Here is a 14,260-nt window from a genome sequence, read left to right on the forward strand (position 1 = left end):
GAACGCCCCCTAGTATTTGTGACAAAAATGAATTATGGGTGTGCAACGCCCTACGAATTTCTGGTGGGCCTCCTCCGGTCCTCGGCTAGGATTAATGATCATGAGTGAACGTAGCGACGCGCAACCCGAAGGCACCGACAACATGGCCAAAGATCCTTCCCTGTTTCGTGCCGACCCGGTCTCCTTTGTGCGCCGAGGTAATCGGCTCCAAGGACGCCGCGCGGCTGCATGGGAGCGCAATGCCGAAAGCTACGTCATTGAGCCACCTCGCAAGATTGCCGACACCTCTGTGGCAGATGACTTCCGTTTGGACCCTGAACAGGCTTTTGGTCGCGTGGCCCCGCTCATCGTGGAGATTGGTACAGGCTTAGGCGAATGCATTGCCAACGCTGCCAAGGATGATCCAGAGCGAAACTACCTTGCCGTGGAGGTTTATCTTCCGGGATTAGCCCAGCTAATGCTCAAGGTCGAGTCCTTTGAACTGGAAAACGTTCGCGCGGTCCAGGCCAATGCTCCAGAGGTCTTGGACGTGATGCTCGAAGAGAGCAGCGCCGACGAATTGTGGATCTTCTTCTCAGATCCATGGCACAAGCCTCGTCACCACAAGCGTCGACTGATCACTTCCTCATTCTTGGACAAGGTCGCCCGTGTATTAAAGCCTGGTGGAACACTTCGACTGGCCACCGACTGGTCTAACTACGCCGAACAAATGCGTGAGGTACTCGAAGCTCACCCACTATTTGAAAATCAGCATCCAGGCGCGCATTCGGGAACGGAAAGCAACCTCACCAAGGTTCGCGCCAACGGTATGGAAGGCTTTGATCCAGAACCTGACTTTGTTGATGAGCGAGGTGGCTGGGCACCACGTTTTGAACGTCGTATCCTCACCAGCTTTGAGGGCAAAGCGTTGAAGGCCGGACGTTTGGTCTTTGATCTGGCCTATACCCGGGGCGCCAAGTAACTTTAAAAACCTAAGGCTCATGCCTGCAATACACTTGCAGGCATGAGCCTCAGTGCAACCCCCACCCTGGAATTCGCCGGCGTCCGACTAGAACAGTTGAGACACAAACATTCAGCTGACCTCGGCGCCATCGTGACCCACGGTTCGCTGGACCAAGTGTGGTTCACTAAGACCCCTTCGGCACAAGGCATGGACGCTGAGATATCGCGCCGGCTCGCTTTGCAGGCCGAGGGCCAGATGGCACCGTTCGCGATCATCGATGAACACAGTGGCAACGCGGTGGGCGCAACAACCTATTTGAATATCAGCGAAGCGAACCGACGGGTAGAAATCGGTTCCACTTTCCTTGGCACCGATTTCCAGGGAACCGGCATAAACGCTGCAGCGAAGTATCTTTTGTTGCAGCGCGCCTTCGAAGAACTCGACTGCTTGTCCGTGGCCTTTTGCACCCATTGGCATAACCAGCAGTCACGCGCGGCGATCGCCCGACTAGGCGCGAAGCAAGACGGCGTGCTGCGCAATCACATGTATGACGCAAGCACTGGGACTCTGCGTGACACCGTGATTTTCTCGATCCTGCCACAGGAGTGGCCCGCCGTCAGGCAAGGGCTCTTGGCCCGGTTGGCCAAGCACGACCGTTTGTAATTCACCGATACTTAGGTGAGTAACTTTTTCGCCGCGTCTTCACGTAATTGCACCTTACGAATTTTGCCGGTGACGGTAATCGGAAATTCATCGAGGATCATGGCATAGGCAGGAATTTTGTACTGTGCCAGTTGACCGTGGGCAAAGGCCCTGAGGTCCTCAATGGTCAGCGGGTCCTTGCCCGCCTTCATCTTGATACAGGCACAAATTTCCTCACCATATTTTTCATCTGGAATTCCCACCACCGAGACATCCTCAATATCTGGGTGTTTGAAGAAGAACTCTTCAATCTCTCGAGGATAGATGTTCTCACCGCCGCGAATCACCATATCCTTGATGCGCCCCACAATGACGCAATATCCGTCTTCGCGCATGACCGCGAGGTCCCCGGTATGCAACCAGTTCTCCGAATCAATTGCTTCCTTGGTTTTGGCTTCGTCATTCCAATAACCGAGCATCACCGAGTAGCCACGAGTGCAATATTCTCCCGGTTCTCCACGTTCCACAGTTTCCCCGGTCGCTGGATCCACGATTTTGACTTCCAAATGCGGGTGAACTCGGCCAATGGTTTCGGTACGTGCCTCTAAGTCATCATCCGCCCTCGTCTGGCAGGACACTGGGCTGGTTTCGGTCATTCCGTAGGCGATGGATACCTCGGACATGTTCATATCTTCTAGGCAACCGCGCATCACTTCAACCGGACAAACCGATCCGGCCATGATTCCGGTACGCAAGGTACTCAAATCATGGGTACCAAAACTTGGGTGATTTTGCATCGCAATAAACATGGTGGGAACCCCATAAACACCGGTGCATTTTTCTTCGGCCACTACTCGCAGGGTAGTTTCAGCATCAAAGCTCGGGGCCGGGATCACCATAGTGGTTCCGTGACTTGTGCATCCCAGATTTCCCATCACCATGCCGAAGCAGTGGTAAAAAGGCACCGGGATGCAGAGTCGGTCTTCGGGACCTAGCCGAATAGTTTCAGTGACAAAAAATCCGTTATTCAGAATATTTCGGTGGCTGAGTGTCGCGCCCTTGGGATACCCCGTAGTACCAGAGGTGTACTGAATATTGATGGCTTGATCTGGTTCAGTCAGCGCCAGACGTTGGCTAACCAAGGCCGGATCTATACCTTGACCTGCCTCGATAAGTTCGGCCCAGTCAGCGGTGTCCAGATAGACCACGCGTTCCAAGGTCGGAGTATCCACGGCACAACGTTCAACCATTTCACGATACATACTCGTTTTGAAACTGGTCATGGTGATCAGCATCCGTAGGCCGCTGTGATTGACCGCGTAGGAATACTCATGACTTCGATAGGTGGGATTAACATTGACCAAGATGACACCGATTTTTGCTGTGGCGTACTGAGTCAAGGTCCATTCGGCGCAGTTTGGCGCCCAAACTCCCACCCTATCCCCCGGTTCTAAACCAGCTGAGAGAAGTCCACGCGCTAAATCGTTAACCGCTAGGTCCAGCTCATTCCAGGTCCAGCGCCGACCGGTGAAGGCTTCCACCAGTGCTTCACGCTCTCCATACAATGCGACGGTGCGTTCTAGGTTGGCGCCGATAGTGTCGTGTAGAAGTTCCGAAGTGGTATCGCCCTGTGCATAGGATTTCATCGCTTGGCCCTCAGATCCTGAGTCTCAGAAATGCCGACTTTTACCTGATCAGGGGTCATAACTAATGGGTTCTCCCGCACGAAGCTCTCCATCCTCAAAACAGTAGGGTTGCGCAGCTTTTATTCCGGATACGGTTATCCGGGACGCAACAACGTGACCCACGATAGGTGAGGTGGATCACGTAGTTTTGAGACTAATGATTTTACCGACGGATTACTAGCCGAACACGACCAACGGAGGAAAACTATCTGCCAATGGCACGGCGCGTTGTAAATAGTGTCACCGTTGGTTCGCGGCGAGCCGGACGCATTCCGCGGGCCATGGAAACCACATCTCCGGCGGCGGTTCCGGCGGCGAACACACGGGTTTGGCCTTGCTGGACGGCGCGCAATTCATCGCGTAATTCGCCGACCTGGTTTTGCAGAAAAGACACCTGGTTTTGCAGCTCGATAATGCGTTTAATGCCTTCGAGCGAGACGCCCTCTTTGCTCAGCTGCTGTACCTGGCGCAATAGTGAAACGTCGCGCTGGGAATATCGTCGCTGCTTACCCGATTGACGGCTGGGTGAGACCAATCCGATGCGATCATACTGGCGCAGGGTCTGCGGGTGCATATCTGCTAGTTGTGCGGCGACTGAAATGACGAACACAGGTCTTAGGAACTCGTGGGCCATGAATCTCAGTCTCCGTTTCTCCCCTAATGTAGGGGATAAATGTATTGTCTACGTGAGTGTGCCCCTTGCGAAGCACACTCACGTATCGGGCCAATCTTTAGCTTAGAGCTTGGCCTTAGCAGCCAGCGCCTGTCGAGGATCTTCACCCTCGGTAGCCGCCGCGAACTCTTCGATGGCTGCTTTCGCCTTATCGTTCAGGTTCTGCGGAATGACCACATCTAACACGATCAGCATGTCGCCGGTCGCCTTGGAGGTCTTCACCCCGCGCCCTTTCAGACGTAAGGTCCGCCCCGAGTTTGAACCGGCTGGTACCTTCATGGCAACTTCTTCGCCATCCAAGGTTGGCACATGAATTTTTGCGCCCAGCGCGGCCTCATCAAAGGTGATTGGCACGTGCACACGAATATTGTTCTCTTCGCGTTTGAAGTACGGGTGTTCGGTAACTTTCACCTTCACCAGCAGGTCGCCGTTTCCGGCTGGTCCTGACTGACCGCGACCGCGCACACGTACCGATTGACCGTCCTTGATTCCTGCAGGAACTCGTACGTCAATGACTTCACCGCTTTGCTCACGCAAACCGATAGTGGTGCCCTTGATAGATCCGGCGAAGGAAATCGTGGTGCTTGCGGTGCGGTCCGCGCCCTTGCGAGGCGGGGCACTTTGTCCAAAGCCGCCACCGAAACCGCCGCCACCGAACAGATCAGAGAAATCTGGTTGTCCGCCGCGACCGCGTGGTGCCCCTCCCCCACCAAAGAGGTTGGAGAACATGTCATCAAAGCCTGCTTGGCCGCCTGGTGCGCCGCCGGGGCCTCCGGCGCTGAAACGCGCTCCGCCGCCCATAGCGCGAATCGCATCATACTGCTCACGCTCTTCTTTGTCCGAAAGCACCGAATTAGCCTCGGAGATGTCTTTGAACTTCCGCTCTGCTTCCGCATCACCCTGATTAGTATCCGGGTGGTATTTACGCGCTAGCTTACGGTACGCCTTCTTGATGTCCGCCTCGCTGGCGTCCTTGGAGACGCCCAGAATGGCGTAAAAGTCTTTGTCGATCCAGTCCTGACTTGCCATCAGGGCCCCCTTTCTTTTGACTACCGATTTGAAACTGCCCACTGTCGAGGTTTCGGCAGTGGGCAGTTTCGTTATCTAGATGTGTGGCTACTCGCCGGTGGCTACTAGCACCTGCGCGGCACGCATGGTGTAGTTTCCCTTACGGTAACCGGCTCGCAGTACCTGTCCCACATGATCCGCTGGGATCTCTGGGACCGGCTGGCGGAGCAACGCCTCGTGAACGTTGGGATCAAATTCGACCCCAGCCTCATCGATTCGTTCCAGGCCGTGAGTTGCCAAGACCGTGTCCAGCTTCTTTGCGATAGCCGCGAACGGGCCATCTGCTAAGTCACCATGAGCACGTGCCGCATCGATATCATCAAGCACCGGCAGCAACGTGGCGAGCACCGACTGAACGGCACTTTCACGTACTGCTACCCGGTCACGCTCTACGCGCTTGCGGTAGTTGACGTACTCGGCCTGCAAACGAAGCAGGTCGTTGCGAAGCTCGGATTCCTTTTCGGTAACTTCAGCCTGTGCCTCTTCGACACCTGCAGCAGCCTCGTTCAGGATCGCCTCGGCCTGACCCAGGGCGTCAGCGTTTGGCTGCACGTCGGCTGCCTCTGGCTGGTTCTCCGGCTCCTGGCCGGAGTTTTCGTTCTGGTCCTGTGCCTCGGACATATTCCCTTACTCCCTACTTCTTGTCGGCTTCGTCTTCGTCGATTACCTCGGCGTCGACGATGTCTTCATCAGCGTTTGGAGCCTGCTCGCCTGCAGGTGCTTCGGCGCCTTCGGCGGCGGTGTTGGCGTAGATTGCCTCGCCCAGCTTGGTCTGCGAAGCCTGAAGCTTCTCAAACGCTGCCTTCACCTCGTCGTCGTTGTCCTGCTTCTCCAAGGCTTCCTTCAGTGCGTCAACGTCGGCCTGAACCTCGGTCTTGACCTCTTCTGGAAGCTTCTCATCGTTGTCCTTGATGAGCTTGTCTACCGAGTAAGCTGCCTGCTCGGCGGCGTTACGGGTCTCGGCTGCCTCGCGGCGGGCCTTGTCCTCTTCGGCGTGAGCTTCGGCTTCCTGAACCATGCGCTCGATGTCTTCCTTCGACAGCGAGGAGCCGCCGGTGATGGTCATCGACTGCTCGGTACCGGTGCCCTTATCCTTAGCGGATACGTGCACGATGCCGTTGGCGTCGATGTCGAAGGTGACCTCAACCTGTGGGATGCCACGAGGTGCCGGTGCGATACCGGTCAGCTCGAAGGTGCCCAGTGGCTTGTTGTCGCGGGTGAACTCGCGCTCACCCTGGAAGACCTGGATCGATACCGAAGGCTGGTTGTCCTCGGCGGTAGTGAAGGTCTCCGAACGCTTGGTTGGGATCGCGGTGTTGCGCTCGATCAGCTTGGTCATCACGCCGCCCTTGGTTTCAATACCTAGGGACAGTGGGGTGACGTCGATGAGCAATACGTCCTTGCGCTCACCCTTCAGCACGCCAGCCTGCAGGGCTGCACCAACGGCAACAACCTCATCTGGGTTGACGCCCTTGTTAGCTTCCTTGCCGGCCAGGTCCTTGACCAGCTCTGCCACTGCTGGCATACGGGTCGAACCGCCAACGAGGATCACGTGTGCGATCTCCGAAACCTTAACTCCGGCTTCCTTGATGACATCGTTGAATGGCTTGCGGGTGCGCTCCAGCAGATCCTTGGTCAGTTCCTGGAACTTGGCACGCGAGAGGTGCTCATCCAGGTGAACCGGGCCATCGGAGGTGACCGAGAGGTACTGCAGGGAGATGTTGGTGCTGGTAGCCGAGGACAGTTCCTTCTTGGCCTGCTCAGCAGCTTCCTTCAGACGCTGCAGTGCAATCTTGTCCTTGGACAGGTCTGCACCCTTCTGCTTAGCCTGAGCCAGCAGCCAATCTACGATGCGCTGATCCCAGTCGTCGCCACCCAGGCGGTTGTCGCCCGAGGTGGAGCGAACCTGGATGGTGGAGAATCCGTCGTCATCCTTGCCAACTTCGAGCAGGGAAACGTCGAAGGTACCGCCACCGAGGTCGAAGACCAAGATGAGTTCGTCTTCTTTACCCTTTTCCAGGCCGTAAGCCAGTGCAGCTGCGGTTGGCTCGTTGACGATGCGCAGCACGTTCAGGCCAGCGATCTCGCCGGCTTCCTTGGTGGACTGACGCTCAGCATCGTTGAAGTATGCAGGAACGGTGATAACCGCGTCGGTGACCTTCTCGCCCAAGTACGACTCGGCGTCGTTCTTCAGCTTCATCAGGGTACGAGCAGAAATTTCCTGAGCGGTGTACTTCTTGTCATCGATGTCGATGGACCAGTCGGTACCCATGTGGCGCTTGACCGAAGCGATGGTGCGGTCAATGTTGTTCACTGCCTGGCGCTTGGCGATATCGCCCACCAGAACTTCGCCGCTCTTCGAGAAAGCAACGATGGACGGGGTGGTGCGGTTACCTTCCGCGTTTGCGATAACGGTTGGCTCGCCACCTTCGAGCACGGATACGACCGAGTTGGTGGTTCCTAGGTCAATGCCTACTGCACGCGACATATTGGCTCTCCTTTGCCTTGAGTTGTAAGTACTAACGCTTGGGGCGGATACCCCAGTTGAGCGTTCTGGACTCAACTTTACTCACTGTCTTTTTTGACTGTCAAATTAACTTGAGCGAACTTGACTCAACTTTGCGTTCTGTCTTCTTCAACGAACAAAGGGCAAGAATGATTCCCATGCCGAAAAATAATTTTCAGACACAGGACACCCAAGGCATTCAAGGACAATCCACCCTGCGCTCCCGGCGCCTCAACCTACCGAAAAAACGGTCCTTCCGGGAGCTGGATCGCCGCACCCAGGTTGCTGTCATCCTCGCTGGAATTATCGAGCTGACTTTGATGTTTGCAGCCTTGCGCGATCTTCGTCGACGCCCCGTTCAGCTGGCGAGAGGGCCAAAACCACTGTGGGCCGTGGTCAGTTGCCTCAACGTACTAGGAAGCATTTCCTACTTTGTCTTTGGGCGTCGCAAAGACCCTCAAAACTGATTTACAGACACAATGGAACAACCCGCTCTCGTGATGACGAGAGCGGGTTGTTCGCTGTCAGCGTGGACGCTTTGGCAATGAAAAACTCGATTGCCACACTGGCTAGATCAGTTCATCTACCAACAATGGTCCTGCGAATAATCCCTACAGATGGTCCAGTAGGAATGCTCCGTTCTACTACTTAGCCGAGCCCTGAGGTTCCACTAGGACTGCCGCGGTGCGCGCCGGAATAGTCAGCTCACCGGTGGCACTGTCGAACGAAGTTGACTTCACCCGGTCATCACTGCCTTTCGCAAGAGACTTGGCAAGCGAGTAGTCGTGACCTACCAGCTCCTCAAGCTTTTGCGTGCTCTCCTTCGGCGAGGCATTGAAGAGGACTAAGGCACCGTCATGCTTGCGATCGACATCCTTACCCACCGTGTCGTCAATCCGCATCACGATAATTCCCGGTTCAGCCTCAGACCCACCCAGCGGGAAGCTCACCTTTTGCCCAATGAGATCAGCTGAGCCCAATCGCAAGAGTCCAACTTCCTTGCGGGTCTGCAACAAGTCCAAGGCTGCCCCTTCAGCATCAGCCATGGCCTTGGCATCCGGCTTGAGCGCAGGGTCTTCTAATAGTGGAGCCATCAGATCCCACTTCTCCCCGTTATCTGCCTCGGGCGGAAGACCCGAGCCAAAAGTATTTTCCACTCCGGAGAAGTCGATGCGGTTGAACCAGTCCCCCGAGTTATAGGAATTTCGGTCCAAAGACTTTGAACGCAATAACTCGGTTCCGGCATGCCAGAACGGAACAGCTTGTGAATACATCACGGTTGCTTGCGAAAGAGTATTCATCCGCACCCGATCCTCCATGGAAGTATCTCGTGGCAACTTGAGCACAGTGAGGTCGTAGAGCGTTTCATTATCGTGCGCGTCAACATAGTTGATCACTTCTCCCGGCTGCGAAGCATAGCCTGCTTTCGCTCCGCGGTAATCCAATTCATCACCACGATGCACACTGCCATCCGAAGCGAGGAATTCGAAGTCTGCGAGATTGCCAGCCAAGCCGAGCTTCACTAGGTCGGTTTCGTGGCCGAGATCTTTCAACGCTTCCTCGGTGCTCCCATTGACCTTATTACCGTTGGGATCCGTTCCCAAGCCAGTACCAAAGCCCTGACGGAATGTTGAGGATGAATCAACAGGACTGCCACCATGAACGGCATCGCGCAGTCGGTCGTTAAAGGTCCCGATGCCGGTACCGTTCATTTGCCCCTGAGTCGCTTGATAGAAGCGAGCATTGTCCGCCACCTCACCAAAGTTCCATCCTTCGCCATAGAGGTAAATGGACTTGCCGTCCACTCCGTCACGTCCCGGCTTCAGTTCATCTAATGCACTGCGTACGGCTTCCATGGTTTCTCGTGAGTGGTGGCCCATGAGGTCAAAACGGAATCCATCAACCTTATAGTCCTTGGCCCACACCACCAGGGCATCAACCATCAGTTTCTGCGCCGCAGCGTGTTCCGTGGCCAGGTTCTGACAGCAGGACGAGGTTTCCACTTTCCCGGTGGCATCAAGTCGGTGGTAGTAGCCAGGCACGATCTTATCCAGCACACTGCGATCGGCTTGACCCGAGGCTGCGGTGTGGTTGAACACCTGATCAAGCACTACTTCTAGCCCCATGCTGTGCAAGGATCCAACCATCGAGCGGAATTCTTCGACACGGTTCGCTCCTTCAGGGTTCGTGGCGTACGAACCTTCCGGAGCCATGAAATGGAAGGGGTCGTACCCCCAGTTGAATCCGTCTTCATCACCGTGGGCAGTAACGCACTCTTGTTGTTTGCTGGAAGCTGCCGGCAGCGACTTCAGATCACAGTCCGTCTCAACACGTTGTGACTGTTCCTCCTCAATGGTGGCGATATCAAAACTTGGCAGCAGGTGAACGGTAGTCAGGCCAGCCTCGGAAAGCTGTTTGAGCTGTTTACTCCCGGCCCCATTTGCTCCAAACGCTCCGTAGCGGCCCCGCTGATTCTTGGGCACCGAAGCATCTGAAATCGAGAAGTCACGGATCTGCAGTTCATAGATGCTGCGGTCCACGTCCTTTTCGACGTTTTTGGCTTTGGCCTTACGCCACTGTTTTGGCTGGTGGTGAGGGTCTTCCAAGCTCACCGCGACCGAGTGGGTGGAATTAGTGGTCAACGCAACCGAATATGGATCGGTAACAATATTCGTTTCGATCTTGCCCGTTTCAGGGACAAAGACCTGAACTTCCCACCGGTACTTCGCCTCAGCCATCTGAGGTTTACCCTTTACCGTCCACACACCGCTGTCCTTCGAATAGCTAGCAGCGTATCGTGCAGTCTTCTCCTTCTTGTCAGTAATCAGCAGTGTTGTTTTTTGGGCCGTGGGTGCCCAGAGCCTAAAGGTAGGGCGTTTTCCGGTGAAGCTCACGCCGAGTTCTACATCGTCAAGCGCCTTGGCATAGAGATCATCAATGACACCAGCACTCTGAACTCCGGTGAAGGCGGTGAGTTTCTGGGTATCCCCTTCGCCATCAAATCGTGCCAATGCCAGTTGTGAACGCAATGCAGAGGCTACGTCTTCGCGATCTAGCTCAACACGCAAGGCACGGTAGTCGGCAAGGTGTGGGAACTTCTTGCGTTGTTCGGCACTCAACCCACCAATAATTTCTTTGAGCTCGATTGGCTTCGCACCGGAGATCTCTTCTCCCTCCAATTTCAAGCTGGCGTCCTTTGAAGCGTAGAGGGCATAGTTTTCACCAGTGCCTAGATCACGAGGAATCGCTAGGGTGTCAGCGGAAATCCACTGCGCTTTCATTTGACCAACGCCGGCGACTGTTTGGGTGTCAGAACCAAACTGCAACAGGTGAGTCTTCGAGTCGTAGCTGAAGCTCACTGGCTTTCCTTCGGTTACCGAAAGACTGTAGTTAGCACCTCCGGCGGCACCGTCAACGCCATAATTTTCGTCCCACCCGAAGTTGTGTGACACCTTAAATTCGTAGGTACCAGCCGGGATCTTCTCCGTAGTGAATTCGTAGGTACCGTCAGCATCAGCGTCCGCCATTAAAGTAGCGAGACAGGTTGGATCCCAGTCGGATTTACAGCCCAATTCGTCTTGAAAACTTCCCGGTAAGGTGATCATCGGACCCTGTTGATCGCTTTGTGCGATGTTGTTGCGGGGATCGAAGAAGAACTTGACGGTCCCACCTTCGTGAGAATATTTAAGGTTGTCACCACCGGCAATACCACCAGCGCCGTAGCTCAGATCCCATGATCCGTTGATGGCTACCTTGTATTCATAGTCCCCTGCTGGGACATCGAATTCACCAGAATAGACCTCGCCAGGCTGTTCAGTGAGTTTGGCTGCCTCGCAGGCCGGATCCCAGTCGGTGACACAACCCATTTCGGTGTTATGGCTTCCCGGCACGGTGACCATGGAGATATCCGATTCAGCCGGTTTTTCCTTCGCAAACCCGGAAACGTCGTTGCCCACGGAAGCATAGGTGGAAGCGGCGCTGCGTTCTCCTGCGGCATTGGTACTCACGGCACGATATTCCACCAAGGTGCCTTGTGGTAGCGATGAAACGTCGTGGAAGACTCGTGGGGTGTGGTCTTCTGCCACGCCCAGTAGGTGCCACTTCTCGGTGCCCACTTCACGCCACGACATGCTTGTTTCAGCCCACGCCTGTTCGCCTAAATCCATGGATACGGGTGTTACGCCGCTGAGCCCGGCCCCAGATTTTGGAGCGGAAATCTCAGGTGTGAAGGCAGCACTATCTACGTTCTTGTCAGCTTTATAAACCACTGCAGATAGCGCTGGCACCGTCACGTTGAGTTTCCCGTCCGCAGCACTGCTGAGTTTGTCTTCGGCGCCATAGAGCGCTGAGTAGGTTGCGTCGGAGGTCAGAGTCGACAACTCAACATCAGCGGATTCTTCCGAGTTGTTCAGGGCCACCAGGTATTCGGTTTTCTCGTCACGGTCCACACGCGAGAATGCATAGACTCCCTTGGAATCTTGGGCGTATAGCTCTACTTGTGCCCCGCCCTTCAGCGCTTTGTTTGATTCGCGAAGTTTAGAAAGGGCCGCGATGTGCTGGTACAACGGAGAATCACTGTCATAACGATCTTGGGTTCCGAGCTTTTCTCCGGTAATCAATTCTTGGTTCTGATAGTCCGAGACTTGAGAAGCGAACAGTGATTGGCGAGAATCCTTGTCTCCACCGGTGCCTGCAAATCCTTGTTCGTCACCGTAGTAAACCACCGGCTGGCCACGGGTCAGGAACATCAGTTCATGGGCCAGTTCATCACGTTTGAGTTTCTGATTGCTGTTGTTCAGGAAGTACCCAATGCGCCCCATATCGTGATTGCCAAGGAAAGTTGGTAGAGCATCAGCTGAGGTGTTTGCCGTGGTGTAGTAGTCATCCGCCGAGAACAGCGTGCTTAGCGTTTTGGCTGAATTTCCTCCCGCGAAACCGGCAGCAGCAGATTGGAACGTGAAATCAAGGACGGAATTCATTTCCGTCTTACGCACGTAGGGCGAAAGCTTCTTTGCATCGGCATCATAAACTTCGCCAAACATGAAGAAGTCGTCTTTACCCTGGGCTCGTGCATAGTCCTGAACTTGTTTGGTCCATTGTTCCCAGAATTCAAAATTCACATGTTTTGCGGTGTCGATGCGGAAGCCATCAATTCCGAAGTCCACCCAGTTCTTGTAGACCTCTGCGAAACCGTTGACTACCTTAGGATTTTCGGTCATGAGGTCATCAAGCCCCTGAAAATCGCCATAGGTGACCGACTCACCTTCCCAGGTTGAGTCCCCGCGGTTGTGATAGAGCGTTGGATCATTGAGCCAGTCGGGGACCTTCTTGACTTGGTCAGAAACAACCGGGGTATAAGGGAAGGAACTGGAAGCGTCTAGCTCTGGGAAGGTATCACTGCCTGCGTAGTCCGCCGGGTCAAAGGCTTGACCCTGAGCATCCTTATAGGGATGGGAAGACTGCTCAACGTAGGAATACTTCTTTTCCTTATTGTCGATGAGATCCGCGGTATGGTTCACGATGATGTCGAAATACACCTTGATGCCACGCTTGTGGGCGTCATCAATCAGTTCGGAGAGTTCTTCATTGGTGCCTAGATGTGGGTCGATCTGAGTGAAATCGGTGACCCAATAGCCGTGATATCCGGCGCTGGCATCATCACCACTACCCTGAACCGGCATGTTCTTAAAACTGGGCGTGAGCCAGATGGCGCTGGTGCCAAGGCCCTGAATGTAGTCGAGCTTGGAGTGTAAGCCTGCGATATCACCGCCTTCATAGAATCCTTTGTCCGTCGGATCAAACCCGGTGGTTAGTCGATCACCTTCCAAACCGCCGGTGTCGTTAGCCGTTGAGCCATTGGCAAAGCGGTCTGTCAAGATGAAATAGAATTGCTCACCAGAACCGGCTTGCCTGACCGGCGCAGCGACCAATTCGGCATCAGTATCTGAATATTTTCCGCGAAGGTCCAGTGGCACAACTTGTGTCAGCCCAGTGGCCGTATCAAAGGTGAAGCGCAATCGGCTATCCGCACTCAGGGCTAGGGGAATGTTCTCTTCTCCCCCATCCAGTCCATAAGACGTGTCAAAGCTTTTGTTCAACGCTACTTTGTATTCATAGTTCCCCGCCGGAACTTCCACTTCCAGGCTGTATTGCCCTTCCTGGTCCGTGGATTGCAGGCTGGTAGCTTCACAGTCAGCCATCCAGTCAGCGGAACATCCCAACAACGACTGAAAAGAACCGGCCAGAGTCACAGAAGTTTCATCTGCCACGGCGGGAATACCAGCCAGGGGTGCCATGGGTGCGAGCGCCAGCATCGGGGTTGCGGCCAAGGCGGTGACCCAACGACGCCAACTACGTTTATGAAGGTATGGTGGCAGTGGCTGACTGCGCACGGAGGAAGCAGCGCTTTTGCTGTTCACGAAATGCTCCATTGAATTCGAAGGTACGAGCGGCAAGCCATAAGAGCTGACTCGCCAGTGATTCAGCCCACACTACTGAGCGAATTCCATCAAGCGCAAGCGTTTCCAACATTTACACTCGGATGCAGGGAAAACATCAAACTTTTCAGTATTTTTCCAACTTTTTACATAGGAAACGTTTGCACAATGCGGCACAAAAGTCTCCAATTCCCATTGTCCGGTCAGGTCGGCAACCCCACTACAAAAAGAACCTCCAGACAGCTTTTTGAACTGCTCCCCAAATGTTGGACTGAGAAATCAGTAACCACATCTGGGGAGCTTTTC

At 54.7% G+C, this 14,260-nt stretch carries 9 protein-coding genes; 3 read left to right on the plus strand and 6 right to left on the minus strand.

Annotation, left to right across the window (positions count from 1 at the left end):
• Positions 1-100 precede the first annotated feature (100 nt).
• Both trmB and IEX04_RS09285 read left to right on the plus strand, forming a co-directional pair.
• Positions 101-961, plus strand: coding sequence for a tRNA (guanosine(46)-N7)-methyltransferase TrmB (gene trmB / locus IEX04_RS09280; RefSeq protein WP_188685245.1), 861 nt, complete (start codon positions 101-103; stop codon positions 959-961).
• A 42-nt stretch (positions 962-1,003) separates the two neighbouring features.
• Positions 1,004-1,606 (plus strand): GNAT family N-acetyltransferase, encoded by a 603-nt coding sequence (locus IEX04_RS09285; RefSeq protein WP_188685247.1) that lies wholly within the window; start codon positions 1,004-1,006, stop codon positions 1,604-1,606.
• 11 nt (positions 1,607-1,617) lie between these two features.
• Here the strand turns inward: IEX04_RS09285 and IEX04_RS09290 are convergent, their stop codons facing one another.
• From IEX04_RS09290 to dnaK, 5 genes are all read right to left on the minus strand, one after another.
• Positions 1,618-3,231, minus strand: a complete 1,614-nt coding sequence (locus IEX04_RS09290) for an AMP-binding protein (protein WP_096257065.1) — start codon at positions 3,229-3,231, stop codon at positions 1,618-1,620.
• 244 nt (positions 3,232-3,475) lie between these two features.
• On the minus strand, positions 3,476-3,904 hold the full coding sequence (locus tag IEX04_RS09295; RefSeq protein WP_096257066.1) for a heat shock protein transcriptional repressor HspR: 429 nt from the start codon (positions 3,902-3,904) through the stop codon (positions 3,476-3,478).
• 102 nt (positions 3,905-4,006) lie between these two features.
• The gene (locus IEX04_RS09300; RefSeq protein WP_105675807.1) at positions 4,007-4,972 is read right to left on the minus strand and encodes a DnaJ C-terminal domain-containing protein; all 966 of its coding nucleotides are present in this window, start codon (positions 4,970-4,972) and stop codon (positions 4,007-4,009) included.
• Between the two features lie 87 nt (positions 4,973-5,059).
• Entirely contained in the window at positions 5,060-5,632 is a 573-nt protein-coding gene (locus IEX04_RS09305) for a nucleotide exchange factor GrpE (RefSeq protein WP_188685249.1), read from the minus strand.
• 13 nt (positions 5,633-5,645) lie between these two features.
• A complete protein-coding gene (gene dnaK, locus IEX04_RS09310) occupies positions 5,646-7,499 on the minus strand; it encodes a molecular chaperone DnaK (RefSeq protein WP_105675811.1) in 1,854 nt (617 codons plus the stop codon).
• Positions 7,500-7,675: 176 nt separating this feature from the next.
• Between dnaK and IEX04_RS09315 the strand changes: the two genes are divergently transcribed.
• A complete protein-coding gene (locus IEX04_RS09315) occupies positions 7,676-7,984 on the plus strand; it encodes a PLD nuclease N-terminal domain-containing protein (RefSeq protein WP_013349867.1) in 309 nt (102 codons plus the stop codon).
• Between the two features lie 177 nt (positions 7,985-8,161).
• On the opposite strand, the gene pulA is transcribed toward IEX04_RS09315, so the two are convergent.
• Positions 8,162-13,831, minus strand: coding sequence for a pullulanase-type alpha-1,6-glucosidase (gene pulA / locus IEX04_RS09320; protein WP_188685278.1), 5,670 nt, complete (start codon positions 13,829-13,831; stop codon positions 8,162-8,164).
• Between the last annotated feature and the right edge of the window lie 429 nt (positions 13,832-14,260).

Origin of the sequence: Glutamicibacter ardleyensis (assembly GCF_014644555.1) — a bacterium.
In the GTDB taxonomy this organism is placed as follows: Bacteria; Actinomycetota; Actinomycetes; order Actinomycetales; family Micrococcaceae; genus Glutamicibacter; species Glutamicibacter bergerei.

Bases quoted from the DNA above. Each gene is read 5' to 3' on its own strand.
- trmB (WP_188685245.1), top strand. From the start codon at position 101: ATGAGTGAACGTAGCGACGCGCAACCCGAAGGCACCGACAACATGGCC.
- IEX04_RS09285 (WP_188685247.1), top strand. From the start codon at position 1,004: ATGAGCCTCAGTGCAACCCCCACCCTGGAATTCGCCGGCGTCCGACTA.
- IEX04_RS09290 (WP_096257065.1), bottom strand. From the start codon at position 3,231: ATGAAATCCTATGCACAGGGCGATACCACTTCGGAACTTCTACACGAC.
- IEX04_RS09295 (WP_096257066.1), bottom strand. From the start codon at position 3,904: ATGGCCCACGAGTTCCTAAGACCTGTGTTCGTCATTTCAGTCGCCGCA.
- IEX04_RS09300 (WP_105675807.1), bottom strand. From the start codon at position 4,972: ATGGCAAGTCAGGACTGGATCGACAAAGACTTTTACGCCATTCTGGGC.
- IEX04_RS09305 (WP_188685249.1), bottom strand. From the start codon at position 5,632: ATGTCCGAGGCACAGGACCAGAACGAAAACTCCGGCCAGGAGCCGGAG.
- dnaK (WP_105675811.1), bottom strand. From the start codon at position 7,499: ATGTCGCGTGCAGTAGGCATTGACCTAGGAACCACCAACTCGGTCGTA.
- IEX04_RS09315 (WP_013349867.1), top strand. From the start codon at position 7,676: ATGCCGAAAAATAATTTTCAGACACAGGACACCCAAGGCATTCAAGGA.
- pulA (WP_188685278.1), bottom strand. From the start codon at position 13,831: ATGCTGGCGCTCGCACCCATGGCACCCCTGGCTGGTATTCCCGCCGTG.